The sequence below is a fragment of the Pantoea deleyi genome (assembly GCF_022647325.1).
Taxonomy (GTDB): Bacteria; Pseudomonadota; Gammaproteobacteria; order Enterobacterales; family Enterobacteriaceae; genus Pantoea; species Pantoea deleyi.
In genome coordinates, this window is record NZ_CP071405.1 from 3,038,824 (window position 1) to 3,065,345 (window position 26,522).

The 26,522-nt window shown below is 60.7% G+C and carries 27 protein-coding genes; 9 read left to right on the top strand and 18 right to left on the bottom strand.

The annotated features are described in order from the left end of the window. Nucleotides 1-145 precede the first annotated feature (145 nt). Nucleotides 146-1,150 carry a phosphotransferase enzyme family protein gene (locus J1C59_RS14415; protein WP_140917123.1) on the bottom strand — a complete coding sequence of 335 codons (1,005 nt, stop codon included), beginning with the start codon at nucleotides 1,148-1,150 and terminating at the stop codon, nucleotides 146-148. Nucleotides 1,151-1,397: 247 nt separating this feature from the next. Between J1C59_RS14415 and eat the strand changes: the two genes are divergently transcribed. After that, a complete protein-coding gene (gene eat / locus J1C59_RS14420; protein WP_128086933.1) occupies nucleotides 1,398-2,762 on the top strand; it encodes an ethanolamine permease in 1,365 nt (454 codons plus the stop codon). Nucleotides 2,763-2,830: 68 nt separating this feature from the next. Here eat and mak read toward each other — a convergent pair whose 3' ends face one another. After that, complete coding sequence (gene mak, locus J1C59_RS14425) at nucleotides 2,831-3,742, bottom strand: fructokinase (RefSeq protein WP_140917122.1); 912 nt, start codon at nucleotides 3,740-3,742, stop codon at nucleotides 2,831-2,833. 146 nt (nucleotides 3,743-3,888) lie between these two features. Here mak and rdgC point away from each other — a divergent pair, with 146 nt between their 5' ends. Further along, complete coding sequence (gene rdgC, locus J1C59_RS14430; RefSeq protein ID WP_111140885.1) at nucleotides 3,889-4,800, top strand: recombination-associated protein RdgC; 912 nt, start codon at nucleotides 3,889-3,891, stop codon at nucleotides 4,798-4,800. Between the two features lie 193 nt (nucleotides 4,801-4,993). Here the strand turns inward: rdgC and ppnP are convergent, their stop codons facing one another. The 3 genes from ppnP to aroL form a co-directional block, all read right to left on the bottom strand. Further along, on the bottom strand, nucleotides 4,994-5,284 hold the full coding sequence (gene ppnP, locus J1C59_RS14435) for a pyrimidine/purine nucleoside phosphorylase (protein ID WP_128086864.1): 291 nt from the start codon (nucleotides 5,282-5,284) through the stop codon (nucleotides 4,994-4,996). Nucleotides 5,285-5,524: 240 nt separating this feature from the next. Then, nucleotides 5,525-5,716 carry a YaiA family protein gene (locus J1C59_RS14440; protein ID WP_128086865.1) on the bottom strand — a complete coding sequence of 64 codons (192 nt, stop codon included), beginning with the start codon at nucleotides 5,714-5,716 and terminating at the stop codon, nucleotides 5,525-5,527. 110 nt (nucleotides 5,717-5,826) lie between these two features. After that, the gene (aroL, locus tag J1C59_RS14445) at nucleotides 5,827-6,351 is read right to left on the bottom strand and encodes a shikimate kinase AroL (RefSeq protein WP_128086866.1); all 525 of its coding nucleotides are present in this window, start codon (nucleotides 6,349-6,351) and stop codon (nucleotides 5,827-5,829) included. Nucleotides 6,352-6,666: 315 nt separating this feature from the next. Between aroL and J1C59_RS14450 the strand changes: the two genes are divergently transcribed. Beyond that, a complete protein-coding gene (locus J1C59_RS14450; protein ID WP_140917121.1) occupies nucleotides 6,667-7,392 on the top strand; it encodes a DUF2076 domain-containing protein in 726 nt (241 codons plus the stop codon). Here the strand turns inward: J1C59_RS14450 and J1C59_RS14455 are convergent. Beyond that, entirely contained in the window at nucleotides 7,389-7,844 is a 456-nt protein-coding gene (locus tag J1C59_RS14455; protein WP_111140890.1) for a YaiI/YqxD family protein, read from the bottom strand. The genes J1C59_RS14450 and J1C59_RS14455 overlap by 4 nt on opposite strands. Nucleotides 7,845-8,007: 163 nt before the next feature. Here J1C59_RS14455 and proC point away from each other — a divergent pair, with 163 nt between their 5' ends. Then, on the top strand, nucleotides 8,008-8,820 hold the full coding sequence (proC, locus tag J1C59_RS14460) for a pyrroline-5-carboxylate reductase (protein WP_128086926.1): 813 nt from the start codon (nucleotides 8,008-8,010) through the stop codon (nucleotides 8,818-8,820). Nucleotides 8,821-8,873: 53 nt separating this feature from the next. Here the strand turns inward: proC and J1C59_RS14465 are convergent, their stop codons facing one another. The 4 genes from J1C59_RS14465 to J1C59_RS14480 all read right to left on the bottom strand — a co-directional run bounded on the left by J1C59_RS14465 (nucleotide 8,874) and on the right by J1C59_RS14480 (nucleotide 11,609). Continuing rightward, the gene (locus tag J1C59_RS14465; protein ID WP_140917120.1) at nucleotides 8,874-10,400 is read right to left on the bottom strand and encodes an FAD-dependent oxidoreductase; all 1,527 of its coding nucleotides are present in this window, start codon (nucleotides 10,398-10,400) and stop codon (nucleotides 8,874-8,876) included. 202 nt (nucleotides 10,401-10,602) lie between these two features. Then, entirely contained in the window at nucleotides 10,603-10,905 is a 303-nt protein-coding gene (locus tag J1C59_RS14470) for a PsiF family protein (protein ID WP_128086969.1), read from the bottom strand. Nucleotides 10,906-11,019: 114 nt separating this feature from the next. Then, on the bottom strand, nucleotides 11,020-11,268 hold the full coding sequence (gene iraP, locus J1C59_RS14475; protein ID WP_128086970.1) for an anti-adapter protein IraP: 249 nt from the start codon (nucleotides 11,266-11,268) through the stop codon (nucleotides 11,020-11,022). A gap of 194 nt (nucleotides 11,269-11,462) precedes the next feature. Continuing rightward, nucleotides 11,463-11,609, bottom strand: coding sequence for a hypothetical protein (locus J1C59_RS14480; RefSeq protein WP_167498264.1), 147 nt, complete (start codon nucleotides 11,607-11,609; stop codon nucleotides 11,463-11,465). 253 nt (nucleotides 11,610-11,862) lie between these two features. On the opposite strand from J1C59_RS14480, the gene J1C59_RS14485 reads away from it, so the two are divergent. After that, nucleotides 11,863-14,994 (top strand): beta-galactosidase, encoded by a 3,132-nt coding sequence (locus J1C59_RS14485; protein WP_140917119.1) that lies wholly within the window; start codon nucleotides 11,863-11,865, stop codon nucleotides 14,992-14,994. Here the strand turns inward: J1C59_RS14485 and J1C59_RS14490 are convergent. Continuing rightward, nucleotides 14,882-16,150: a multidrug efflux MFS transporter gene (locus J1C59_RS14490; RefSeq protein WP_128086334.1), complete on the bottom strand. Its 1,269-nt coding sequence runs from the start codon at nucleotides 16,148-16,150 to the stop codon at nucleotides 14,882-14,884. The genes J1C59_RS14485 and J1C59_RS14490 overlap by 113 nt on opposite strands. A 404-nt stretch (nucleotides 16,151-16,554) precedes the next feature. On the opposite strand from J1C59_RS14490, the gene J1C59_RS14495 reads away from it, so the two are divergent. Next, nucleotides 16,555-16,806 carry a biofilm development regulator YmgB/AriR family protein gene (locus J1C59_RS14495; protein WP_128086333.1) on the top strand — a complete coding sequence of 84 codons (252 nt, stop codon included), beginning with the start codon at nucleotides 16,555-16,557 and terminating at the stop codon, nucleotides 16,804-16,806. An 8-nt stretch (nucleotides 16,807-16,814) separates the two neighbouring features. Here J1C59_RS14495 and J1C59_RS14500 read toward each other — a convergent pair whose 3' ends face one another. The 3 genes from J1C59_RS14500 to J1C59_RS14510 form a co-directional block, all read right to left on the bottom strand. Continuing rightward, complete coding sequence (locus tag J1C59_RS14500) at nucleotides 16,815-17,132, bottom strand: hypothetical protein (protein WP_140917118.1); 318 nt, start codon at nucleotides 17,130-17,132, stop codon at nucleotides 16,815-16,817. Between the two features lie 155 nt (nucleotides 17,133-17,287). Further along, complete coding sequence (locus J1C59_RS14505; RefSeq protein WP_128086332.1) at nucleotides 17,288-17,584, bottom strand: I78 family peptidase inhibitor; 297 nt, start codon at nucleotides 17,582-17,584, stop codon at nucleotides 17,288-17,290. Nucleotides 17,585-17,860: 276 nt separating this feature from the next. Next, on the bottom strand, nucleotides 17,861-20,464 hold the full coding sequence (locus tag J1C59_RS14510; protein WP_140917117.1) for a bifunctional diguanylate cyclase/phosphodiesterase: 2,604 nt from the start codon (nucleotides 20,462-20,464) through the stop codon (nucleotides 17,861-17,863). A 210-nt stretch (nucleotides 20,465-20,674) separates the two neighbouring features. Between J1C59_RS14510 and J1C59_RS14515 the strand changes: the two genes are divergently transcribed. From J1C59_RS14515 to J1C59_RS14525, 3 genes are all read left to right on the top strand, one after another. Beyond that, nucleotides 20,675-21,325 (top strand): CPBP family intramembrane glutamic endopeptidase, encoded by a 651-nt coding sequence (locus tag J1C59_RS14515; RefSeq protein ID WP_111140900.1) that lies wholly within the window; start codon nucleotides 20,675-20,677, stop codon nucleotides 21,323-21,325. 172 nt (nucleotides 21,326-21,497) lie between these two features. Then, a complete protein-coding gene (locus J1C59_RS14520) occupies nucleotides 21,498-21,668 on the top strand; it encodes a hypothetical protein (RefSeq protein WP_086905274.1) in 171 nt (56 codons plus the stop codon). Between the two features lie 98 nt (nucleotides 21,669-21,766). Then, the gene (locus tag J1C59_RS14525) at nucleotides 21,767-21,997 is read left to right on the top strand and encodes a hypothetical protein (RefSeq protein ID WP_128086331.1); all 231 of its coding nucleotides are present in this window, start codon (nucleotides 21,767-21,769) and stop codon (nucleotides 21,995-21,997) included. 310 nt (nucleotides 21,998-22,307) lie between these two features. Here J1C59_RS14525 and J1C59_RS14530 read toward each other — a convergent pair whose 3' ends face one another. Genes J1C59_RS14530 through lldP form a run of 4 tightly spaced genes read right to left on the bottom strand, consistent with a single transcriptional unit; the run spans nucleotide 22,308 to nucleotide 26,404 of the window. Then, complete coding sequence (locus J1C59_RS14530; RefSeq protein WP_128086330.1) at nucleotides 22,308-22,736, bottom strand: OsmC family protein; 429 nt, start codon at nucleotides 22,734-22,736, stop codon at nucleotides 22,308-22,310. A 58-nt stretch (nucleotides 22,737-22,794) separates the two neighbouring features. Further along, entirely contained in the window at nucleotides 22,795-23,982 is a 1,188-nt protein-coding gene (gene lldD / locus J1C59_RS14535; protein ID WP_128086329.1) for an FMN-dependent L-lactate dehydrogenase LldD, read from the bottom strand. Next, nucleotides 23,982-24,752, bottom strand: coding sequence for a transcriptional regulator LldR (gene lldR / locus J1C59_RS14540; protein WP_128086328.1), 771 nt, complete (start codon nucleotides 24,750-24,752; stop codon nucleotides 23,982-23,984). Before lldR ends, lldD begins: the two co-directional genes overlap by 1 nt. Beyond that, on the bottom strand, nucleotides 24,749-26,404 hold the full coding sequence (gene lldP, locus J1C59_RS14545) for an L-lactate permease (protein ID WP_140917116.1): 1,656 nt from the start codon (nucleotides 26,402-26,404) through the stop codon (nucleotides 24,749-24,751). The genes lldR and lldP overlap by 4 nt, the downstream gene beginning before the upstream one ends. Nucleotides 26,405-26,522 lie beyond the last annotated feature (118 nt).

The following is a 26,522-nucleotide window of genomic DNA, read 5'->3' on the forward strand; positions in this document are numbered from 1 at the left end:
ATTCAGGTGGATCACCTTCACCGATCTCTGAGCAAGTTCCATACTAGGTCCCCGCGGCCCTGACTGCGGCCTGCGGGCGGCCCGGTGGGAGCAGACGCCTGACATCCGGCACTGCGGCGGCGCAGGGACGCCCGCCGCTGGTGCATCAGGCGCCGACCGGCAGCGCACTGCCCGCCAGATAACGGCGGCAGAGGCGCACCGAGTGGCTGGCCCATTCCGGCCCGAGGCTACGCGCCATTTCCGTTTCCGCATGCGATCCCACCCAGGCGGTGAGCTGGATACGGCGCTGGATCAGCAGCGCGGGCAGCATCGCCATCTCTGCATCACTGATATGCGCCACCTGCTCATAACCGCGGATCCAGTGTTCGATCCACTCTGGCGCGCGCGGATGGTGCTCCACAAAACTGATCGCCGCCGCCAGATCGTGCAGATACCAGCCCAGCCCGCAGTCGTCGAAGTCGATCACCCGCGTCTCCCCTTTGTGCAGCAGCAGGTTGGTCAGCCGCAGATCCGCATGGATCAGGCCGTAGCGATCCGATCCCTTGCCAAACTGCGCCAGTGCCGATCCCACCTGCGCGATCGCCTGCTCTACCACGCCGTGATCGGCGGCAGGGAGATTGGGCGCATCCTGCCAGCGTCCCCAGTGGCTGCGATCGCTGGTCATGGTGTCGTGATCCCAGATAATGCGGCGGAAACCCGCAGGCGGCTGCCACTGTTTACTGTGCTGATGCAGGCGCGCGGTGATCTGCCCGAGCTGCTGAAAAGCGCGGGGATCGACCTCGGTCGTGGGCATCTCCCCCTCGATCCAGTGAAACAGCACGACGTAGCGCTCTCCGCCATCCGGCAGCCGCAGCGTCAGGACCTTTTCACCTGTCTTATCGGGCACCGCTTCCGGCACCATGATGCCGGTTTCGCGCAGCGCATCAAGCCACAGCAGTTCGCTGACGATGTCTGCTTTCTGATGATAATCGCCGCGGTGCAGCCTCAGCGCATAACGGCGGCCTGCGGCCTGCAGCAGAAAGGTGGCGTTCTCCGATCGGCACAGCAGGCTGAGTGTGCCCTGCAGCGCGGCGGGATAACAGGCCAGCGCCTGCCGGGCCATCAGGGTCAGTTGGGAATCAGTCAGATTGTCATATTGTTTAGCACTCATCACTCCGGCTCCTGGTCACTTGCGTGAACTCAGCATGCGTCGCCGGATGCGGCGCTGCTTGACCTCAGAAGAGACAAAGTTGACCGCAGCGTGCAGCCAGCCCGGTTGCTGCCGCTGAGTTGACCGCGGAGGACAGAAATCACTGCGCCCGCGTCAAGTCGCGCCGCGCCGGGCTTCGGCATTATCACTGCTTTAGCGTCATGGCGGTGTAACGCCGCGTGAGACCAACAACGACGGGGATAACGGTATGACAGACAGACTCAAGCCCACGCTGGGCACGCTGCATCTGTGGGGAATTGCGGTTGGCCTGGTGATCTCAGGCGAATACTTTGGCTGGAGCTATGGCTGGGCCGTGGCGGGCACGCTGGGATTTCTGGTGACCACCGCGCTGATCGCCACGCTCTATACCTGCTTTATTTTCAGCTTCACCGAACTGACCACCGCCATCCCCCATGCGGGCGGCCCCTTTGCCTACAGCCGCCGCGCCTTTGGCGAAACCGGCGGGCTGATCGCCGGTCTGGCGACGCTGATTGAGTTTGTCTTTGCGCCCCCGGCGATAGCCCTGGCGATCGGGGCCTATCTCAACGTGCAGTATCCCGCTCTTAACCCGAAAACCGCGGCCGCAGGCGCCTATCTGCTGTTTATGACGCTGAATATTCTCGGCGTGAAGCTGGCGGCGATGTTTGAGCTGGTGGTGACCGTACTGGCGGTGCTGGAACTGCTGGTGTTTATGGGCGTGGTCTCGCCCGGCTTCAGCCTGGCTAACTTTACCGCACACGGCTGGGCGGGCAGCGACAGTTTCGGTCTGCCCGCCTTCTCCGGCATCTTTGCCGCGATTCCCTTTGCCATCTGGTTTTTCCTCGCCATTGAGGGCGCGGCGATGGCGGCTGAAGAGGCGAAAGATCCCAGGCGCACCATCCCCCGCGCCTACATCAGCGGCATTCTGACCCTGGTGGTGCTGGCGATCGGCGTGATGCTGCTGGCAGGCGGCGCGGGCGACTGGCGCAGGCTCTCCGATATTAACGATCCGCTGCCGCAGGCGATGAAAATGATTGTCGGCGAACACTCGACCTGGATGCATATGCTGGTCTGGATCGGCCTGTTTGGCCTGATTGCCAGCTTCCACGGCATCATCCTCGGCTATTCCCGCCAGTTTTTCGCCCTGGCACGCGCGGGCTATCTGCCCCCTTCTCTGGCAAAACTGTCGCGTTTCCACACGCCGCATCGGGCCATTATTCTCGGCGGCGTGGTGGGTATTGCGGCGATCTACAGCGACGGCGTGATCAATCTGCAGGGAATGACGCTGACGGCGGCGATGATCACCCTGGCGGTGTTTGGCGCGATTGTGATGTATATCATGAGCATGCTGAGCCTGTTTAAACTGCGGCGCAGCGCGCCGGAGATGGCGCGCAGTTTCCGCGCGCCCGGCTATCCGGTGGTGCCGGGCATCGCCCTGCTGCTGTCGGTGCTCTGCCTGCTGGCGATGCTGTGGTTCAATCCGGTGATTGGCGGGCTGTTTGTCGCCATTATGCTGGCGGGCTGGCTCTACTTTCTGGCGACCAAAACGCAGCGCGCGCGGGCGCCGCAGGACAGTATGCTGGTGGGCGACTAGCCGCGATACGGTAGCGCAACCATGATGAACGATTCAGCGCCGGCTGCCGGGCGCTGAATCGTCTGCGGTCAGCCGGGCAGCGGCCAGAGCCACGCGGCACCGCGCACGCCGCTGGAGTCGCCATGCTGCGCCCTGCAAACCGGCGTTTCGCACTCGCCACCAAACACCCACGTCTTCATCAGCAGCGGCACGGTCTGGTAGAGACGATCCACATTGCTCATGCCGCCGCCCAGGACGATGATATCGGGATCCAGCAGGTTCACCACATGCGCCAGCGATTTCGCCAGCCGGATCTCATAGCGGCTCATCGCCAGCTCGGCGATCGGATCCTGCTGCGCCAGCAGCGAGACGATCTCCGCCCCTTTGCGATGAACCCCGCTCAGCCGCTGGTAGTCGACGCCAAAGCCGGTGCCGGACACAAAGGTCTCGATGCAGCCCTGCTGACCGCAGTAACAGGGAACGTCCTGACGATAGCGCAGTTCATCCTCATCCATCCACGGCAGCGGATTGTGGCCCCACTCACCGGCGTTGCCGTTGCCGCCGATGCGTGATTCCCCGTTGATCGCCACGCCTGCGCCCGATCCGGTGCCGATGATCACGGCGAAGACGACCGGCCGGCCGGCCCCGGCGCCGTCGATCGCTTCCGACACCGCCAGACAGTTGGCGTCGTTGGCGATGCGCACCTCCCGGTTCAGCATCCGGGCCAGATCCTTGTCCAGCGGCTGACCGTTCAGCCAGGTGGAGTTGGCATTTTTTACCCGCTTCGTGTAGGGCGACAGCGAGCCGGGGATCCCGATGCCGACCGTGCCGGTTTCGCCGGTTTTCTGCTCGGCCAGCCTCACCAGATCGACAATCGTCTGAACGGTTGCCTGATAATCATCACGCGGGGTATTCACCCGGTGTCGGAACTGCTCCTCTCCCTTATCCGATAACGCGATGACTTCTGTCTTGGTGCCGCCCAGATCGATGCCTATACGCAAGGTGAATTCCTCGTTGATGAGTCAGGTGAGAAATACAGTAAAAGGGGTCTGCCGGAAAGGCAATGAAACCACGCCCATGTTTCGTTATCATGCGCGCTGACTCTCGCAGACTTGTGCGCCCGATCGCGCTACGGTAAGGAATCCCGATGTTGTGGTTTAAAAATATGATGGTTTATCGTCTGAATCGTGACATTCCGTTGTCCGCAGATGAGATGGAAAAACAGCTCGACGCTTTCACGTTTTCACCCTGTGGCAGTCAGGATATGAGCAAGACGGGCTGGGTCCCGCCGATGGGCAACCGCAGCGACGCCCTGACCCACGAAAATAAGGGTCAGATCGTTATCTGCGCCCGCAAAGAAGAGAAAATCCTGCCTTCGCCGGTGGTGAAACAGGCGCTGGAAGCGAAAATCGACAAGCTGGAAGCGGAGCAGAGCCGTAAGCTGAAGAAGACCGAAAAAGATTCGCTGAAAGATGAAGTGCTGCACAGCCTGCTGCCGCGCGCCTTCAGCCGTTTCAGCCAGACCTTTATGTGGATCGACACGGTTAATAACCTGATTATGGTGGACTGTGCCAGCGCGAAAAAAGCGGAAGATACGCTGGCGCTGCTGCGCAAAAGCCTGGGCTCTCTGCCGGTTGTGCCCCTGACGCTGGAAAACCCGATTGAGCTGACCCTGACCGAATGGGTGCGTTCGGGCGATCTGCCCGCCGGTTTTGCACTGATGGATGAAGCGGAACTGAAGGCCCTGCTGGAAGATGGCGGCGTGATCCGCTGCAAGAAACAGGATCTGGTGTGCGATGAGATCGCCAACCACATCGAAGCGGGCAAAGTCGTGACCAAACTGGCTCTCGACTGGCAGGAGCGTATTCAGTTCGTGCTGGCCGACGACGGTTCGGTGAAGCGCCTGAAGTTCAGCGACACGCTGCGCGATCAGAACGACGATATCGACCGTGAAGATTTTGCGCAGCGCTTCGATGCGGACTTCATTCTGATGACCAGCGAACTGGCCGCCCTGACCAGCAATCTGGTGGAAGCGCTCGGCGGCGAAGCCCAGCGTTAATGCCGCAGGCTGAATCATGCAGGCCGTGGACCGGGGACGGCAGCGAAAAAAGGGTCAGACCGGCAGGCGGTAAAAAGGTAATCCGCACCGCCAGACGCTCTCCTGATCCCCGAGCCTGATGCCTGGCTATCGCTGCCTGCATTGCCTGTCGGGCTGCACCACAAACTAAAAGGGCCGCTGAGCGGCCCTTTTTTTAATCTTTCAGGTAACGGCAGAGGTAGGCGCTGGGTTCGCCGACCTGCAGATGGAATTCGCTGTGACCCGGCACGTTAAACACCGATCCCGCTTCAAACCACTTCCACTCGGTTTCACCTGGCAGCAGCACCTTAAGCGACCCGCTGACCACGGTCATCTCTTCCGGCTGGCCGGTGCCGAAGGTGTATTCACCTTCCGCCATCACGCCCACGCTGGCACGGCCCGTGCTCGCACTATCAAAACCGATAGACTTAACTTTTCCGTCAAAATACTCACTTACGTTGAGCATAATCGTTCTCCAGAGCACATGTTGTGTGTCTGGCAGTGTAGAAGGGAACCTGCTGATCTGTCACGCGAAATCATGGCCGTTTGTGATCGTCGGCATCGGGCGGCGCGCCCCTGACAACAGAGTAACTGACTGGAATAAGCGGAGAGGTGAACCTGAAACGGAGTCGGGGGGTGCTCAGAGACGCCCTGGCGGACACCTCGCGGCAGGCGAACAGGCCGGCGTCCCTGCCAGCATCAGCATTTACTCTTTCTCGACGTCTTCATAGCGCGCTTTGGCATCACGCGCTTCTTCTTCCGTCTCATGCTCACTGATTAATGAATTGGGTTTGGGATGATCGGCACGCAGTTCATAAAACGTGACTTTCTTTCCTTCAGGGCCCTTCTCAACAGGCACAATTTTCGCTTCACGCGGATAGGGTGGTCTGGTCGGCATACGGTGTCCCTCTTGTCTGAATAACATTCCACAGGACAGGCTGCTGCCTGCCATGAAATCAGTATAGACAATGGAGTGTGAAGCGGGACGGAAGCGGGAATAATCTGAGGTCAGCTGGCGCGAGCCAGGGAGAGCGAAAGCAGGATCGCCTCAACCACGCGCTCAGGCGACTGCATGGCATCCACCTGATGGTGCGCTGCGGCCTGATAGAGATGCGCGCGTTCACGCAGCACATCGCTCATCTCGTCGGCGATGGGCCGCCCGGTCAGGGTCGGACGCTGGGCCGCTTCAGGCTCGCTCTCCAGCCGCTCTGCCAGAATCTCCGGCGATGCGCTGAGCCAGATGACCTGCCCCTGCTCCTGCATAAAGCGGCAGTTCTCTTCAGCCAGAACCATCCCGCCGCCGGTGGCGATGACGGTGCGCGGCGCGGTTACGGCCCGCAGCGACTGCGTTTCACGGGCGCGAAACCCTTCCCAGCCCTCCTCTGCCACAATCTCCGCCACGCTGCGCTGCGTGCTGAGTTGCAGATGGTGATCGGTATCCGTAAAGGCATAGCCCAGCGCCTGAGACAGCGCCTCGCCGACCGTGGTTTTGCCGCAACCGCGAGCGCCAATCAAAAAGATGGGTAGTGACATCAGGGCCGTTCCTCCGCCTGACCGCGCGATGCGGCTGCATGGTGAGCTGATTAATGCGACGCATGATAACTGGAAATTATTATGGCCTCCACCCGTCAGGCACGATTTACGCATTTTCGTGACCTTAACAGCGATAATCTCCATCTTTTCAACGAGAAACCCATGCACACTTTGTGCATTAGCCGCCGGAACAGGCGGTAAAAACGGCGCAAAACCGGGGTAAAATGAGACTGGCAATATTTGCTTACCGCCCGGATTTTACTTTTCCTGCTGGCGCCCACATATACTGTTAACCATCGCCACAGGAGAGTCATCATGCAACGCGAAGAACAACAACTGATCGAAGGGCTGTTCACCCGTCTGAAACAGGCCGAAAGCCAGACCGTGGCACGGGATGCCGCGGCAGAACAACTGATAAACCAGCATCTTAAGACCCAGCCTGGCGCGCCTTACTACATGGCGCAGGCGATCCTGATTCAGGAAGCGGCGCTGAAAAAGCTGAATGAGAAAATTTCAGCGCTGGAAAGCCAGGTCACGCAGCTGCAACAGCAACAGCAACAACAACCCGCGCAGAGCAGCGGCGGCTTTCTGTCGGGCCTGTTTGGCAGCGGTTCGCGCCAGCAGCAGCCTGTTCAGCAACAGCCGCAGCAGCCGTGGAACAGTGCGCCGCAGCAACCGGCTCAGCAGCAATATGCGCCCGCGCAGGCCGCCGCCCCGCGCGGCACCGGCTTCCTGGGCGGCGCATTGCAGACGGCCGTGGGCGTTGCGGGCGGCGTGGTGATGGCGGATATGCTGACCAGCATGTTCCACCACGCGCAGCCGGAGGAGATCGTCAACATTATCAACGAGCCGCCGCTGCCTGAGATCAACGATAACCTCAACACCTTCAACGGTGGCGATGATCAGGCCGATAGCTTCAACGGCGGCAACGACAGCAGCTTCCTGGATCAGAACAGCAGCTGGGACACGGATTATGCGAATAACGGCGATCTCAACGATTTTGGCGGCAGCGACTTCGACGACGACGACAGCTTCGTTTAATTGCCCCGCTTCTGCTGGGTAAGCCAGCTATCCAGCTCATTCGCAAACTGCTGGCGGTCACGCGGACTCATGGTCGCGGGGCCGCCGGTCTGCACGCCGCTTGAGCGCAGGGTGTCCATAAAATCGCGCATGGTCAGCCGTTCACGAATCGTTGCCGGTGAGTAACGTTCGCCGCGCGGGTTAAGCGCCGCCGCCCCCTTCTCAATCACCTCCGCCGCCAGCGGAATATCAGCGGTGATCACCAGATCGCCAGGCTGCACACGTCTGACGATCTCGTTGTCCGCGACATCAAACCCGGCAGGCACCTGCAACGTGCGCAGATAAGGTGATGGCGGTACGCGCAGGAACTGATTCGCCACAAAGGTGACCGTGGTCGCGGTGCGGTCCGCCGCACGATAAAGCACCTCTTTAATCACATTCGGACAGGCATCCGCATCGACCCAGATAGACATCTTGATTCCTTACAGTCAGAGAAGGCTCAGATCTTGCCGGGTTAAGTGTAAATGGCAAATTTTATTTGCGCTGCACTGTCCGGCAGTGACGCTGACTTGTTATTCAGGCTGGCTGAAGTAAGCTGCCTGATAACAAAATGACTACTGTCCTAAGGAGATGGCGATGCTGACAAAAAAAATCGGGTTTATCGGCGGCGGAAACATGGCAAAGGCCATAATCGGCGGACTGGTGAAAAGCGGAAAAGTCACCCCGTCTGATATTTTCATTTACGATCGCAAAGCCGAAACGAATCAGGCGATGGCGGAGCAGTATGGCATCCATGCGGCGGAGAGCGCAGATGCGCTGGCGCGTGAGGTGGACATCCTGTTCGGCGCGGTGAAGCCGAATGTCATCCTGAAAGTCCTGAAGGAGCTGTCGGGCAGCCTGAAAAAAGAGGCGATGGTGGTGTCGATTGCGGCAGGGGTGACGCTTGATTCGCTCTCGTCGGTGCTGGGTTACGATCGCAAAATTGTCCGGGCGATGCCGAACACCCCTTCGCTGGTGAGCCAGGGCATGACCTCGGTAACGCCAAACGTGCTGGTCGAACAGGCGGAGATCGACGAGGTTGTGGCAATCTTTGAGAGCTTTGGCAAAGCGGCCGTGGTGGATGAGTATCTGATCCACGCTGTCGTCGGCGTCAGCGGCTCCGCACCGGCCTACGTGTTTATGTTCATCGAAGCGATGGCGGATGCGGCCGTTTCTGGCGGTATGCCTCGCGCCCAGGCCTATCAGTTTGCGGCGCAGGCGGTGAAAGGCGCGGCGGAGATGGTGCTGACCACCGGCAGACACCCCGCCGAACTCAAGGATATGGTCTGCTCGCCTGGCGGCACCACCATCGAAGCGGTCAGGGTGCTGGAGCAGAAAGGGATGCGGTCGGCGGTGATTGAGGCGATGCAGCACTGCATGGCGAAGTCAGAAGCGCTGAGCCGCAGCTGAGGTTCCAGAAAAACGCAGGACGATCCGGCTCGCGCCGTCGCCCTGCGTCCGCGTTAACCGAGGTGTGGCTGGCAGAGCGCCACCGCCTCTTCCAGCGTCATCGGCTGCTGCATCCGTTCGATCAGTTCAGCGGTCAGCGCGTAGAGGCCGCATGAGCAGATCGCGGCCAGTTTCCCCTGCTGTCCATACAACGCCACAAACTTTTTATCCTCCAGCGAGCCGAGCAGCTGGAAATTATCCCACTCTTTTGCATGGCCCAGATACTCGTAGCGGGTGCCGTACTGGGCGGTCCAGAAGAACGGCACGCGATCGTAGGTGACGGCCCGATCCAGCATGTTCCAGGCGGCGGTCTGTCCCTGCTGATGAGCGACACGGTAGTGCTCGATGCGCAGCGGGCCCTGCGCTGACGGATAGGTGGCGATATCCCCGGCCGCCCAGATTGCGTCCGCAACCCGCAACTGTTCATCCGTCTGCAGGCTGCCATCCTCAGCCAGCGGCAGATCGTGGATAAAGTCGGTGACCGGTTTAACGCCGGTAGCAAACAGCACCACGCTGGCCGCGAGCTGCTGTCCGCCTTTGAGCCGGATGCCACTGACCTGCTGCTCCCCCTCCAGCGCTTCGATCTCACCCTGCACCCACTTCACGCCATTTTGCTCATGCAGCTGATAGAAATAGCGGCCAATCTGCTCGCCGAACCGTTTCGCAAAGGGCAGCGCCTGACGGGCAACCACGGTGACATCAATATCGCGGTTACGCAGCGCCGACGCCAGTTCGGTGCCGATAAAACTGTTGCCGATAATCACGATCTGATGGGTAGCGTCCACCGCCTTCAGCAGCGCCTCCGTCTGCGCTTTACTGCGCAGCAGGTGGACGCCCTCCAGATCGCGGCCCGGAAGGTCAGGCAGCACCGGCGCGGCGCCGCTGGCGATCAGCAGTTTGTCAAAGTTCAGCGTTTCGCCATCCCCGAAGATCAGCCGTTTTTGCTGCGCATCCACCCGGCTGACGCGGGCCTGAATCCGTTCAACGTGATCCAGCACGTCGGCTTTCAGCAGCTGCGGCACCTCGTCGATCGCCATCTTGCCGGAGGGCACAAATTTGGTCAGTGCGGTGCGGTCATAGGGCGCGTCCGCTTCGCGTTCAATCAGGATAAGCCGGCCTTTAAAGCCGTCGTGACGCAGACGCCACAGCGCCGCGCTGCCTGCCGCGCCGCCGCCGAGCACCACACAGACCGGCGCAGCCGCCCCGCTGCCCATCGGTGCCGCAGGCGACATCGCTTTCGGGTTTACCAGCACCCGCCCCTCGTCGATTCGCAGCGGATACTGTTTGAGATCGGCCAGCGCCAGCGGCTCACACATTTTGCCATCGGCCAGATCGAATGCGGCTTTGTGCCACGGGCAGACCAGCCGATCGCCGCAGATCGCGCCTTCATCCAGCGGCGCGCCCGCGTGCGGGCATTTCGCCTGGAACGCGCGGACATGATCCCCGTCGCGGATCAGTAACAGCTCCACTTCGCCAAGCGTTTTTTTAACCGGCTGTCGCTGGGGAAGATCGTTCAGGTCGACGATAAATTGATAATTCACGGCATGGCTCCTTTAGCGGCTCTGATGGGGCGACGTGGCAGAACAGCGTTCTGCGTAAATCCTCACAAACAGTAAGTGTGGCAAAGGAAGCGGTAAGCCTGAGAAGGAATGTTTATCAGAAAGTTAACCTGTTGTTGCAGCAGGATATTTAATCGGGCGACGGGGCGAAAAGAAACGGCCACCGTGGTGGCCGGGGAAGCGATCAGCTTTTTTTCAGGCACTGGCTCATGAAGGTTTTACGCGCATCGCCCGTTAACTTTTTCTCGCCAGCCTCACCGTTACAGTTTTTCATCTTCATCTGCTGCGGCGACATCTGTGAGAGCTTGCTGTCTTTCTTCAGGCATTCGCTCATAAAGGTTTTGCGCGCCTCCCCTTTGAGATCCTGCGATTTAGCATGCTGGTTACAGACGGTCATCTTCTCCTGCTGCGGGGTTTTTTCTGCCGCACCGGCCACGCCACTCACCAGCAGACCGGCCATCATCATTGCCATTAAACCGACTTTCATCCTGTTATCTCCAGTGTGGATTGTTCCCTGTTATTCTGGCAGCGAATAAGTAAAGCGGAAAATGTTTCAGGTCAAAGTGATGTGAAGATCCCATTCCCGGCGGGGGCGGAAGGATCAGTGGCGGGGATGCCGCAGCAGCCTGTCGATGTGGTCGCGCAGCAGCTGCGCATCATCGTCATCATCGGCTACATGGGCCATGGCGCTATCAATGGTGGTCGTGATCTCGCGATGCTGCTGCGGATCCAGTTTGCGAATCAGTGCGGTGACGACAATTTCCAGCGCCTCGATCTGCGCCACCTGCTCTTTCACTGTCGCCTCTTTTTCAGCCAGCTTAACCAGTAACTCAGCAATCAGGTTTTTCATACTGTTGCCTCAGCGAGGATGGAACGCTGAAATTATCACCACGCTGGATAAAAAAACAGAGGGCAACAGCCTTTTTTTCAGTGAGTTAGCCCGCATCCCGGCGCTTTTCTTCGCCGGTGTCGGCTGACTCTGGCGGGCGAAACGTTTTGCGGACCGATCACACAAGCGCGCGGGTTCCGCCCGCCGCCCGGCGCTTATCGGGGATGGGTAAACCCGCGACCCGGTCCGCCGCCCGGTCCGCCCCAGCCACCCCCGCCCCCACCACCCGGCGGCGGGAAGAGGCAGCCGCTTAACGTCGTGACCAATGCCATGATGGCCGCCAGCTTAACGATTCGAATCATAGTAACCTCAGAGTGATAAAATCGGGCTGAGTGTATGAAGCCGCCCGCATGGCGACAAGTGAGATTCCTCCGCATCCGGCCGCTATTCATCTTTGCTGACCAGACTTAACGGTTTACCCGCAGTAAGCCGGCACAATCACAACAATCCGCCGGGTTTTGCGGCAACATTATTTGTCTGAATCGGGACGGCGGACTCTTTACAGCCAGCGCAATTTTGCGCATTGTGAGCGCATTACATTTACAGGATATGCACATGACACTCTCTCAGGCAGCTCTCAGCGACATTCTCTCCCGGCGCGACTGGGAAAACCCGGTGGTGACCTCACTGCAGCGGCTGGATGCCCACCCGCCGCTCGCCAGCTGGCGCGATGAGATGGCCGCCCGCGACGACCGCCCTTCCGCCTCACTGCGCAGCCTCAACGGAGAGTGGGGATTCAGCTATTTTGCGCAGCCTGAGGCGGTGCCCGCCAGCTGGCTGCTGCAGGATCTGCCGGACGCCACAACCCTGCCCGTTCCGGCTAACTGGCAGATGCACGGCTTTGATGCGCCCATCTATACCAACGTGCAGTATCCGATTCCGGTCAATCCGCCGTCTGTGCCGGCGGAGAACCCCACCGGATGTTACTCGCTCACATTTACGCCGGATGCGGCGTGGCTCGCTTCCGGCCAGACCCGCATCATCTTTGACGGGGTCAACTCCGCCTTTCACCTCTGGTGTAACGGACAGTGGATCGGCTACTCGCAGGATAGCCGTCTGCCCGCGGAATTTGACCTGAGCGGCGCGCTGCAGGCCGGCCAGAACCGGCTGGCGGTGATGGTGCTGCGCTGGAGCGACGGCAGCTATCTGGAAGACCAGGATATGTGGCGGATGAGCGGTATCTTCCGCGATGTCACCCTGCTGCATAAGCCGCAGGTACATCTGGCGGATGTGCAGCTGGAAACCCGGCTCAGCCCGGAGTTTTCCCATGCTGAACTGCGCGCCCGCGTCCGGGTTGCCCTGCCCGCAGCGGCCACTTCAGGCTGCCAGCTGCGCCTTACGCTGTGGCGCGGTGAAGAGCAGATCGCGCAGTGTCAGCAGCCGCTGGGCAGCGCCATTATCGACGAGCGGGGTCACTACCCCGAACGCGCCCTGCTCAGCCTGCCGGTGCAGCAGCCCGCGCTGTGGAGTGCCGAAACGCCTCACCTTTATCGCGCCACGCTGGCGCTGCTGGATGCAGATCAGCAGGTGGCTGAGGTGGAAGCCTATGACGTAGGCTTTCGTCAGGTCACCATTGATAACGGCCTGCTCTGCCTGAACGGCAAACCGCTGCTCATCCGTGGCACCAACCGTCACGAACATCATCCGGAGCGGGGTCAGGTGGTCACTGAAGCGGACATGCGCCGCGATATCGCCCTGATGAAACAGCACAATTTCAATGCGGTGCGCTGTTCGCACTACCCTAACCATCCCCTCTGGTACCGGCTCTGCGACCAGTACGGGCTCTATGTGGTGGATGAGGCGAATATCGAAACGCACGGGATGCAGCCGATGAACCGGCTCTCCGACGACCCGCGCTGGTTCGCCGCCTATAGCGAACGCGTGACGCGCATGGTGCAGCGCGATCGTAACCACTGCAGCATTATTATCTGGTCGCTGGGCAATGAGTCGGGTCATGGCGCCACCCACGATGCGCTGTACCGCTGGGTGAAAAGCAGCGATCCCACCCGCCCGGTGCAGTATGAAGGCGGCGGTGCGGATACCGCGGCGACCGATATTATCTGTCCGATGTACGCCAGGGTGGATGAGGATCAGCCGTTCCCGGCCGTGCCGAAATGGTCGCTGAAAAAGTGGATTGGGCTGCCGGGGGAAACCCGTCCGCTGATCCTGTGCGAATATGCGCATGCCATGGGCAACAGCTTCGGCGGTTTCGCGAAGTACTGGCAGGCGTTCCGGGCGTTTCCGCGCCTGCAGGGCGGCTTCGTCTGGGACTGGGTCGATCAGAGCCTGACCCGCTATGACGATCGCGGCAACCCGTGGCAGGCCTACGGCGGCGACTTTGGCGATAAGCCCAACGACCGCCAGTTCTGTATGAACGGGCTGGTGTTTGCCGATCGCACGCCGCATCCGGCACTCTATGAAGCGCAGCGCGCGCAGCAGTTCTATCTGTTTACCGCCGATCCGGATGATCCGCTGCGCTTCACGGTCAGCAGCGACTACCTGTTCCGATCCAGCGACAACGAGATCCTGCGCTGGCGCATCGAACAGGCCGGAAACGTGGTGGCGCAGGGCGAGGTTCCGCTGGCTATCGCCGCGCAGGGCCAGCAGCGCATCACGCTGCCAGCACCGCCCGCGCTGCAGGGAGAATGCTGGCTTAACGTCGCGGTTTATCAGATCCAGCCAACCCCCTGGAGCCCCGCCGACTGGCGCGTTGCCTGGGATCAGTGGGCGCTGCCCTCGGCAATGGCGCTGCCAACGCTGCCGGAAGCGGGTGACGCGCCGGTTCTGCACGAGGCGGCCGATGAGATCGTCGTCAGCCATCAGCAGCAGCGCTGGCACTTTTCACGCCACAGCGGGGAACTGACGCAGTGGATGGCGGATGAGCAGCCGACGCTGCTCTCTCCCCTTCAGGACTGCTTCATCCGTGCGCCGCTGGACAACGATATCGGCACCAGCGAAGCGGAGCGGGTCGATCCGCATGCCTGGGTCGAGCGCTGGAAAGCCGCAGGTTATGATCGGATGCAAAGCCGCCTGATCGCCCTGACCGCCCATGCGCTGCCACAGTCGGTGCAGATTGAGACGCAGCACGGCTGGTACGCCCAGGATCGGCTCGCCTTTATCAGCCGTAAACGTTACCTGATCAGTGACCAGGGAGCGTTACAGCTGCAGCTTGCGGTTGAACAGTCGCGCGGCTTGCCGCCGCCCGCGCGCATCGGCGTGCGCTGTCAGCTGGCGCAGATCCCGGCGCAGGTGAGCTGGCTCGGGCTGGGCCCGCATGAAAACTATCCCGATCGCCAGCTGGCCGCGCAGTTTTCCCGCTGGCAGCAGCCGCTGGATCAGCTCTTCACGCCTTACGTGTTCCCGGGCGAGAACGGACTGCGTGGCGGCACCCGTGAGCTGGACAGCGGCAGCTGGCAGGTCAGCGGCGACTTTGCGTTCTCACTGAGCCGCTTCAGCCTGGAGCAGCTGCGGGAGACCTCTCACCGCCACCTGCTGCGCCCGGAAGCGGGCTGCTGGCTGCATCTGGATGCCTGCCACATGGGTGTCGGCGGCGATGACTCCTGGAGTCCAAGCGTCAGTCCGGAGTTTTTGCTGACGCAGCAGCGCTGGCAGGCTGAGCTGACGATTCGCCTGCCGGTCGCGCGGTCACGGGACGCCGGTAGAAACGCTTCAGACACACCACATTAACCAGCACCACCAGGGCGGTGGAGAGGAAGACCCAGCGGAAACCTGCCGCCGCCGACACCGCCGCGCCCAGTAACGGCCCGGCGACGTTGCCAAGATACATAAAAGACTGGTTATAACCGAAGATCCGGCCGGTGATGGTGTCGCGCGAGTGACGCACCAGCAGGGTCTGCACCGCAGGCATCATCGCGCCATCGGCGAAGCCCAGCAGAAAACGCAGCACGCCCAGCTGCGTCGTGCTGGTCACAAAGGACATGGCGATAAACAGCAGCAGCGAAATGAGCATCGTCGCCAGCAGAATACGCTGGGTGCCGATGCGATCGCCGAGCCGCCCCAGCCGGGGCGCGGCCAGCAGCGCCGAAACGCCCGGCAGCGCAGCAATCACGCCGCTGAGAAAAGCGATATTCGCCGCGCCGGGTGAGAGTTCGCGGACAAACAGCGTCAGGATCGGGTTCACCGAGCCGTTGCACATCTGGATCACCATGGTGGTGAAAAAGAGGCAGACCATCAGTTTCGGGTTATCCAGCGAGCGGAAAACCTCGCGTCCGCTGAGCTTCTCCTTTTTACTCACCGGCGTGTAGCCCGTCTCTTTAATCAGGAACAGCGTCACCAGGAAACTGACCATCAGCAGAACGGCGGTGACGATAAACACCGTCCGCAATCCGAGCCAGTCAGCCAGCAGCCCGCCCAGCATCGGCCCCAGGATCACGCCGCCTATCTGACCGGTTGAGACACAGCTCAGCGCCCAGCCGCTGCGCTCACGCGGAACCTGAGCGGCTACCAGCGCCATGGCGTTGGGGATATAGCCGGAGGTCAGGCCCATCAGCCCACGCAGCAGCAGCAGTTGCCAGGCGTCGGTGACAAACGCCTGCAGCAGGATCACCACGGCCATGCCGGACGCGGCGCGCAGCAGCATCAGCTTACGGCCTTTGCGATCGGCCAGGCTGCCCCACAGCGGCGCGACCGCAGCCGAAATCACAAAGGTGATGCTGAACGTGAGCCCCGACCAGAGGCTCAACGATTCGCCGCCCTTAACGCCGAGCTGCTCAAGGTAGAGCGGCAGAAAGGGAATGATCTGACTGATAGCCAGACCGGTAAAAAAGCAGCCAAACCAGACCGAGATCAGGTTTATCTTCCAGGGTTCAAAAGTACGTTGCATGTGCAGCTGAGGCAGAGAGAGGGAGTGACCAGTCTACCGCGCGTTCCCCTGGCGTGACCGACAAAACATGGCACCCGGCGCAAAAAGCCGAATCGCCTTTGATGCAGCGCAATCTGCCGTGCCGCTTTCGCATCCGGCGACTGACAGCGCCTGCGCTGACGCCCGGTTTCTCAACCCCGCCTCATCAATATGGAAAAATATGTCATTCTGTTACTGACAACATTCTGTGGCGCTTCTATGTTTAAAAAACCGCCAGCCACGGCGGTGTGACGATCGCTCTGATCGGCGCGACGCCCTCCGCACAAAAACGGTACCGTCCGACGACGCTGAGGCGAATCAGCTTCAAATATTGATACCCGGATGCCCGCGTAAGCGAAAGGGCAGAGTGTTAGCGGAGGTGGGGAATGCGTACAGCACCAGACAGCGCCAGCCGTGCAATCAGAGACTATTTCAGCAGCCCGAACTGGCGCACGCCGCCCGAGTCTGACCTGCTGGCGGTCATTCTGCGTGAAATGATGGAAGCGGGAGAGCCCGCCACCAACAAAGCCATTATCGCGCGGGTGATCGACAGGCTGAAAGTCGAGGGCGATGAGATGCAGCTGCAGCGCTACGGCACCCTGCTGACGCAGCTGATCGGGACGCAGCCGGAAGGCTGACGCGGCCTCTATTTCACCCAGCGCAGGTGATCCGCTTCGCTGACGCTGGCCCGGCCGCTGCTGCGCTGAAACAGGCACAGCTCCCGTCCGCGCCGGTTCTGCATGTGACGCTGCGGATAGCGCCCCTCCAGCAGCAGGGCGCTGTAGCCGGTGGTGTCGTCATACTCGATGGCGTCGCCCAGGACCCGGACTTTGCTCAGGTGGCTGGCGTTAATACACGCCTGCGCCATGGTTTCATGACTCTTTTTCCAGGCCTCTGCGCTGGATGCCTGCGCCAGCGTGCTGCTGAGTAACAGTGCGGGTAAGAGTGCCACGATGCGTTTCATTTTCTCTGCTCCTGTTCCGGCCCGAAGGCGCTAAAAAAATTCCCGCCGGGGCGGGAATAAACAAGACGAGCACTATTTATTGTGTGACGAGGACGTCTCTTAAACGCGCTGCTATCCTCGCCTGTCGTTATGACACCTCTATGACATCGCTGTCGTTAGCCACAATAAACTGAGCTGATAGTGCCATTTTTGTCGGCCAGGAAATTCAGCCGGTTGAGGTTGAAGTCCATGGTGACGGCGGCGTTGTACGGAATAGGACGCACCTGCTGTTCGAAGTGCTGTCCCTGCAACGCCGTTAAAGGTTTGCCCACGTAGTTCTGAAACTGAGACGCGCCGCAGCGGTCTGTTTCCGGGTCCTGTGCCACGCGCGCGGTGTCGGGCTGAGAGGCAGACTGACAGGCGGTGAGTGCAAACAGGCCAGCGACCAGCAGCCCTTTTCCATAAAATTTCACGTTCATTCTCCTGTTGGACGGGTAAAACTTTCCCCTAAGCGTAGCAAAACGTGCCCGGCCGTCTGAAGCCTGGAAAGGTAAAGTTATGACAGCCCGCGTGAAACCGGCTGGCCAGCCGTGCAATTTTTTAAGATTAATCGCACGCAGAGCCTAAAAAAAGGGGCGCGATGGAGCCAGACTAATTAGGAATGTTCTTAGCCTTAAGGAGGTCATGATGGAACTGGTAATCTTTATTGTCTGCGCAATGCTGATGACCGCTGTCGCGGTCAAAGTCCGTTAAACGGTTTCAGCCTGGTTCTGCGCCGTTCTTTCCAGAAGCGTACTGAATGCCGCCAGCGGCATCGGCCGGCCGAGGAAGTAGCCCTGTCCCTCTTCGCACGAGAGCTGTTTGAGCTGATTCAGCTGCGCTTCTGTCTCAATGCCCTCGGCGGTAATCGTCAGGGCAAACGCGCGCGCCAGCGCAATAATTCCCGCCACCACCAACTGCGCCTGCTGCGACTCCGGGAAATCTTTCATCCAGGAGCGATCGATCTTCAGACCGTTAAACGGAAACGTCTTGAGATAGCCCAGCGCCGCATAGCCCGTGCCGAAATCATCGACCGTCAGCCTGACCCCCAGCGCGCGTAATCCCTGCATCACCTCCAGCGCATGCTGCGGATGCTCAAAGGTCACGTTCTCGGTGATCTCCAGCTCCAGCCGGGTTGCCGGCAGACCGCTTTTTGCCAGCGCGTTCGCGACCCGCTGCACCAGATCGCTGGTGCGGAACTCCATCGGCGAAATATTGACGGAGACGTAGCGCTCGCCGCCCCAGCCCAGCGCGTCTTCACAGGCGCGCATCAGCACCCAGTCGCTGATGCTGGCGATCAGCCCGCTCTCTTCCGCCAGCGGAATAAAGTGGTCGGGCGTGATCCAGTGATCCGGGGCTATCTGCCAGCGAATCAGCGCCTCGGCCCCCGCCAGTTGCCCGGTGAGCAGCTGGTAACGGGGCTGATAGTGCAGACGGAACTCATTGTTCTTCAGCGCCTTTTCAATCCGGCGCGCCATCTCACGCTTATCTTCCCGCTGGCTGGCCATCTCGTTGGCATACCAGACCCACTGATTGCGCCCCGCGTCGCGCGCCTCGTTCAGTGCGATGTCGGCCATGCGCAGCAGCACGTCGGCATGGCAGGCATCCTGCGGAACACAGGCGATCCCCATGCTGATGGTGAGATAGTGCACATGCTGACCCGTGCTGATCGGCTGCTGAATCTCATGCACCAGATGCGCGCACCGCTGGTCAACCCGCTCGCGGTTGGTTTCACGCAGCACCAGCACAAACTCATCGCCACTTAACCGTGCGACCAGCTCCTGCGGGCCGATACAGCGCTTGAGGCGCTGAGCGACCTGACTCAGCACCTCATCGCCCGTGGCGTGGCCCCAGGTTTCATTGATCGGCCTGAACTGATCGAGATCGAGGGTGATCAGCGTCAGCGGCACGCTGCCTTCGGGCTGCTCAAGGTGCAGCGTCAGAAACTCCTGCAGTTGAATGCGGTTCGACAGGCCGGTTAAGACATCGTGACGCGACAGAAACTGGATGCGCGCCTCCGCTTCCATGCCCTGCGTGATGTCCGAGACCGTGCCGCGAAAGCCGATGCGTTGCGCGTCGTGCCAGATCGTTTTCGCCACCAGCTGGCCGATGCGACGATGGCCCTGCGCCGACATAAACTGGCAGCGCAGCGGCATCGTCTGCCCGCCCTCCTCCTGACGCCGCAGCCAGGCGACCAGTGAATGGCTGGGGTGCGTCAGCAGCTGGTCGATGTGACGTCCCAGCCAGTGTGTGATGTCGTGGCCGGTCACGGTGTGAAAACGCGCCGAGAGATAGATCAGGCGGCCCTCTTCATCGGTTTCCCAGATCCAGTCAGATGCCGCCTCGGCGAGGTCGCGGAAGCGCGCTTCACTGTTGGCCAGCTCCTGCTGACTGATCGCCAGCAGCGCAAAGCGCCGGTCAGAGAGAATGGCATTGGAGAGCGCGTGGCGGCTGACGCGCCGGGTGATCATGCCGATAATAATCGCCATCAGCACCAGCAGCGGCAGCAGAAAACAGATCAGACCCAGGCCCGGCATTTTTGGCGTCCAGCGCAGCACAATCGAATCGCCGCCTGGCCGCGTCTGCACCATGCGGGGCTCACGCATCGCATCCTCTGCACTCACCGGCAGACGCAGGTCGCGCACATCCAGCGTCGCCCCCAGCGCCTGCAGTTTTTCCGGCGTGAACAGATTCACAAAGATCATCACGGAGGGCGGTCCGGCCATCGGCGGCACGTTGGCTATTTTGCCGCTGCCGATGGGCGCAGCCACCACGATGGCGGGCGTGTGATTGATCAGCACATCCCGTGTTATCGCCTTGTTGTTGAGCCGGCGGCTGGCCGCCACCAGCGGCTGCGCCTCTTTGCCCAGCCAGGCCTCCAGCGGCGTCTCTGAGAGCCGGCCATCAATCACGGTGTAAGTGGTACGGCCCTGCGCGTCGACCACGAACACGCCCTCGTAGTGATACTCTTCGTAGAGGCCGGGGCCAAAGTTCTCTTCGTCATACGCCCAGACTTTGTTGACCCTGACATGAAGGTTGCGCCAGGCTTCGCCCCAGAACGCATAATCCCGGATGTCGGTGACCATCGCCTCCTGCCGGTTTTTCCACGCCTGCTGCATCAGCAGCCGATCATGATCCACCGAGACACTGTTCTGCCGCTGCGCAATCGTCAGCACCATCAGCATTGAGAGCACCAGCACGCCAAACAGCAGCAGCGAAAGCGTGCGCAGGCTGCGCCGCGTAAAGCGGACAGTGCGATCTTCGGCGGCATGGCTGAATGGCGCTGACGGCGGCGCCGGAGGATTAAAAGTCATTAACAGTGCTCACTACACATTCAGGGTTTGAAACGGGCGGCCTGCAGGACAACAGGGCTGCTGAACCAATAAGTTTTCTCAGTTATCGGCTGGCCTGGTCGGGTGTTTAGTCTGCGGTTAAAATTTAGCGTTTTAAGATTGTTACTGGCTGACTCGACAGCGATCGGGGGCGTTGCTACTATGCGCTAACCTTCGCTGGCTGAGTCGCCTATGAACACCAATTCCGACAGAGTGACCCTGACGCTGTTCTACGTCGGCAGCTTTGTGGTCTATTACCTGGTTACCATGCTGATCACGCTGTTTCCCAACTACAGCGTGCTGCGTAATGACGGCCTGCTGGTGCCGGTGCTCTGCCTGTTTGAATTTGCGGTTATCTATCCGCTCTATCGCTTCTACTGCCAGCGCCGCAGCGATCTGCCGCTGGGTGAGCTCTGCACGCTGCAGACCTTACTGTTTACGGGTGCGCTGTTTGTTCTGATGGCGGCTCAGATGCAGTTCATGCAGCCGGAAGGCTGGCTGGTGATGCAGGCCCAGCAGGGGCGCAATTCGCTGCTGATCCTGCTGCTGACTGCCGTGCTGCTGGCTCCGGTGTTTGAAGAGGTGCTGTTCCGCGGCTTTCTGTTGCAGGGCTTCCTGCTGTGGGCTCCCCGCAGTCGCTTCGCCTGTATGCTGCTGACCTCGCTGCTGTTTGCGGTGATGCATACCCAGTATGTGCACTGGCAGACGCTGCTCGCCCTGACGCTCTTTTCGCTGCTGCTCTGCTATGCCCGGCTGCGGAGTAACAGCCTGGCGCTGCCTATTTTCCTGCACACGCTGAACAACCTGATCGCGCTGCTGCCCGCCTGGTATTTTGCCGGTTGACCCCCGGCCTTTTCGCCTCTGCCTTACCCTGAATATCCCCGCACGCGGCGCGCCAGGCGGGCCACCGCCCACACTGTTCATGCCGCCCCGTCACGTTTGTCTATACTGGAAGTTAAAAAGGGATGAAAAGCTCCACAGTCCGGACCACCAGACCGTGTTAAGGAGAGGAACTATGTTGATAGGATTTGTGTTGTTAGTGAGCGCGTGTGGTTACGATGCCTGTGAGGCCCTGCCCGTCTCGGAGCGCATCTATCCGACCAAAGCGGACTGCGAAACGATGGCGAACCGTATCCATAAAGTCAGACCGAATGTGGTCCTGCTCTGTGGTGAGGTCCATCGCTGATTCAGGGCCAGCGTCAATAAAGCCGGCGGCAACATTGCAAGCTGACGCGTTAGCGTACAAAATATAAGCTGTTGTGAACCACTACCGTTGTGAATCCCATGAAAACATCACGCCCCCGTCGTCCTGGTGGACGCTGGGTTTATTATCTTTTATATGATGGCATTCTGTGGCCCTGCCCCGTTCGCTGGGAGTGGGAGAGCAGCTATGGCGGCTGGTTACCCTTTTACTACACGCCAACCTTTGAATTTGTGGTGGGCGACCCGCGCAAGGCGTACCGGATTGCACGCAGCGATGTGCGCACCAGACGGCGCGAAGATGCCTGGGTGTAACCCGCTATCTCCACGGCAGCCAGGAGGCCGTAAGCAGAAAGTGGACGGTCTCCAGTACGATAATCAGCATCAGTAGCCACCCCAGCGTATGGCGGTCAATGCCCTTCATGGCATCAGACCCGGATGGTCGCCGCCCGGCACAGCCGCAGCGACGCCCTGCCGATGCCCCTTTTCCCGCACTTATCCGCCATCCGGTTTCCTCTCTGTCAGAAAGCGAAAATGCGCCCGAAGGCGCATCTGTTCCGGTCCCCGACAGGACCGGTTATCCAGCGAATCACGCCGGGCCGCCCTGAGGCGACCGCAGCACCCGTCAGTTATTCAGGGTGTAATCCAGCGTAATTTCTGCGTTCAGCAACTGAGACACCGGGCAGCCCGCTTTGGCTTTATTGATAATCTCGTCAAAGGTGGACTCATCGATGCCTGGCAGAGAGACGGTGCTGGTCAGCGCAACTTTGGTGATGGCAAAGCCCTCGCCTTTCTTGTCCAGTGACACGTCAGCCGTGGTGTCGATGCTCTGCGGCGTGTGGCCTTCGTTACCCAGCATCAGCGACAGGGCCATAGAGAAGCAGGCCGCATGGGCTGCACCAATCAGCTCTTCCGGGTTGGTGCCTTTGCCACCCTCGAAACGGGTATTGAAACCATAGGGTTGCTGGCTCAGCACACCGCTCTCGGTGCTGACCGTGCCTTTGCCTTTGATGTCGCCTTCCCAGTGCGCTGAGCCTTTCTTATGAATGGTCATGTCATTCCTCCTGTTGGTTAAGACACTAAGTATAGACAATACATTCGCTTTCGCAGGCTCAGCTCACGGCGCGCGGACGGGAGGGCGCGAGCTGCGGGCTGAGTAACGCCTCCGCCTGCACCAGCGAGTCGCGGGTGATGTCACCAATCGATTTCGCGCCGGTAAGCGTCATGGCGACGCGCATCTCCTTCTCAATCAGGTTCAGCAGGTTCTCCACGCCGCGCTGACCGTGGGTCGCCAGCGCATAGATAAAGGCCCGTCCCAGCAGCACGCTGTCTGCACCCAGCGCGATCATCCGCACCACATCAAGCCCGTTACGGATGCCGCTGTCCGCCAGAATCGTGATGTCACCTTTGACGGCGTCGGCAATCGCCGGCAGCGCACGCGCCGAAGAGAGCACCCCATCCAGCTGGCGTCCGCCGTGGTTCGAAACCACGATGCCATCGGCGCCGAACCGCACCGCATCCCGCGCATCTTCCGGGTCGAGAATGCCTTTGATCACCATCGGCCCTTCCCAGAACTCGCGGATCCACTCCAGGTCGCGCCAGGAAATAGAGGGATCGAAGTTGTTTGCCAGCCAGCCGATATAATCTTCCAGCCCGGTAGGTTTGCCGAGATAAGTGGAGATGTTCCCCAGGTCGTGAGGTCGTCCCTGCAGCCCGACATCCAGCGCCCACTGCGGATGTGTCACCGCCTGCCAGTAGCGCCGCAGCGCCGCGTGCTGGCCGCTCATGCCGGAGTGTGCATCGCGATACCGTGCGCCCGGCGTTGGCATATCGACGGTAAACACCAGCGTCGTGCACCCGGCGGCTTTGGCGCGCTCCAGCGCGTTGCGCATGAAGCCACGGTCACGCAGTACATAAAGCTGAAACCACATCGGCCGTGAAATCTGCGGCGCAACCTCTTCGATCGGGCAGACCGAAACCGTCGACAGGGTAAAGGGAATGCCTTTGCGGTCGGCCGCACGCGCCGCCTGCACCTCACCGCGCCGGGCATACATCCCGCACAGGCCGACCGGCGCCAGTGCGACCGGCATCGACAGCGTTTCATTGAAGAGTCTGGTTTCCAGACTCAGCTCCGACATGTTCTTCAGGATACGCTGGCGCAGCGCCACATCAGAGAGGTCCTCCACGTTGCGGCGCAGGGTGTGCTCGGCATAGGCGCCGCCATCCAGATAGTGAAACAGGAACGGTGGCAGGATACGTTGCGCGGCAGCGCGATAGTCACTGGCAGCGGAGATAATCATCAGTCAGATTCCTCTGGGTTACGTGTATCGGTGTCGGGCAGGCGGGTGATGCGCGCCTGGCGCGCCTCATCTTCATGCAGACTTTTCAGGGTGGTGTGCACAAACCCCAGATGCTGCATCGCCGCCTGGCGGGCCGCATCGGCATCGCCCGCCAGGATGGCATCGAGCAGCGCCTGATGCTGTTCCGTGAGGCGGGCGAAGATCGCCGGCTGGGTATACATGCGCTGGCGGCTCTGCATCACCGATGACTGCAGCAGTTCAAAAAAGCCCCGCATGGTCTGCAGCAGCACCACATTGTGCGACGCCTCGGCAATCGCCAGATGGAAGCGGACATCCGCCTGGGCGGCGAGGTCGGGGTCGTCACTCTCTTTCAGTTTCAGGGTGGCATCAAACGCGTACTGCAGCTTCTCTTTATCGGCATCGGTGGCGCGCAGTGCCGCATGCCAGGCGGTGCTGGCCTCGATGGCGTGGCGCGCCTCCAGAATGTCATAGCGGTAGTCGGGATCGTCCTGCAGCAGTTGACGAATCGGCTCGACGATGCGCTGTTCCGACCAGGGCGCCAGCTGCTGACGGATCCAGGTGCCGCCGCCGCGTCGGCTGACCAGCATCCCGCTGCTGATCAGCTGCTGTATTGCTTCCCGCAGCGAAGAGCGCGCCACCCCCAGCTCGGCAGAGAGCTGCCGCTCGGCGGGCAGGCGCATGCCCGGCTCAAGCTGATGTTCGGTAATGTAAGCGCGCAGGCGCTTTACAAGGGTGTCGGCACCGGTCATGGGATCATCCACGGGAAGACGTAGGCCTGCAGCGTGGTAATCACCCCGACCATGCAGGTGAAAATCAGGCTGTGTTTCACGGTGAAACGGAACAGATCTGACTCCTTACCCACCAGGCCAACCGCCGCACAGGCGATGGCGATGGACTGCGGCGAGATCATCTTCCCGGTCACGCCACCGGTGGTGTTGGCCGCCACCAGCAGCACATCGTGCACCCCGATCTGCTGCGCGGTGGTGGCCTGCAGCGCGGCGAACAGCGCATTTGATGAGGTGTCCGATCCGGTCAGGAAGACGCCCAGCCAGCCCAGGAACGGCGAGAAGAAGGTAAAGGCGTGGCCGGTATGTGCCAGCGCCAGTGCCAGCGTAGCCGACAGGCCGGAGTAGTTAGAGATAAACGCAAAGGCCAGCACCATGCCAATGGAGTAGATAGGCAGCGCCAGCTCTTTCAGCGTCTCCCCGAAGGTCTGCAGGGCCGTCCTGGGCTTCATGCGCAGGAAGATCATCGCCATGACCGCCGCAATCAGGATGGCAGTGCCGGTGGCGGAAACCAGATCCAGTTTATAGATCGCCGGATAGGGGGTGGCGCTGCCGACGACGGGTGGCATCCGCGCCACCAGCTCATTCAGCATCGGCACCGGCATCGCCAGCACCCAGTCATAGAGCGCGCCGCCTTTGGCAAACAGCGCCTTAAAGGGCGGAATGCTCCAGAGCGTGACGGTGGCGGTCAGAAACAGGAACGGCATCCAGGCGCGGATCACCTCTCCTGGCCGGTACTTCTTCACCGGCTGCAGGGCCGCATCCGGCTTCGCCCCGGCGTCTGCGAAGCGGAAAATGCGCACCGGCTTCCAGACCCGCAGGAACAGCGTCAGCGAAATCAGCGAGGCGAGCGACGAGATAATGTCGGGCAGTTCCGGGCCGAGGAAGTTAGAGCTGAGGAACTGGGCGATAGCGAAGGAGCCGCCAGCGACCATCACCGCAGGCCAGGTCTCTCTGACGCCGCGCCAGCCATCCATAATCGCCATAATCCAGAACAGCACAATCAGGGTCAGCAGCGGCAGCTGCCGCCCGGCCATCTGGCCGATGGCAAAACTGTCCAGCCCGGTGACCTGCCCCGCCACAATAATCGGGATACCCATCGCGCCAAAGGCGACCGGCGCGGTGTTCACAATCAGGCAGAGACCGGCGGCGTAAAGCGGATTAAATCCCAGCCCGACCAGCAGCGCGGCGGTAATCGCCACCGGCGCACCAAAGCCTGCCGCCCCTTCCAGAAAGGCACCAAACGAGAAGCCGACAATCAGCATCTGCAGACGCTGATCGGGGGTAATCGACAGGATGGAGGCGCGGATAATATCGAACTGGCCGGTTTTCACCGAGATCTTATAGACGAAGACCGCCGCGACAATTATCCAGGCAATCGGCCACAGTCCATAGAGAAAGCCATAGACCACGGCGGCCAGCGCCTGTGCCGCAGGCATCTGATAGAGGAACAGCGCCACCAGCAGCGCCAGCACCACGGTCGTGGTGGCAGCCAGGTAGCCTTTCATTTTGAGCTTAATCAGCGCAAAAAAGAAAAAGAGAATCGGGATCAGCGCGACCAGGCTTGAGAGCCAGATATTACCCAGCGGATCGTAGTTTTGTTGCCAGATCTGCATGCCATTATCTCCAGAGGAAGAGAGGTGACGTGGAACGCAGCCGCAGGCGCTGCATACCCCTGCCCCGACAGATTGGTCTGACCAAAACTGCGTTTCCGGGGCTTATGGCAACAGATAG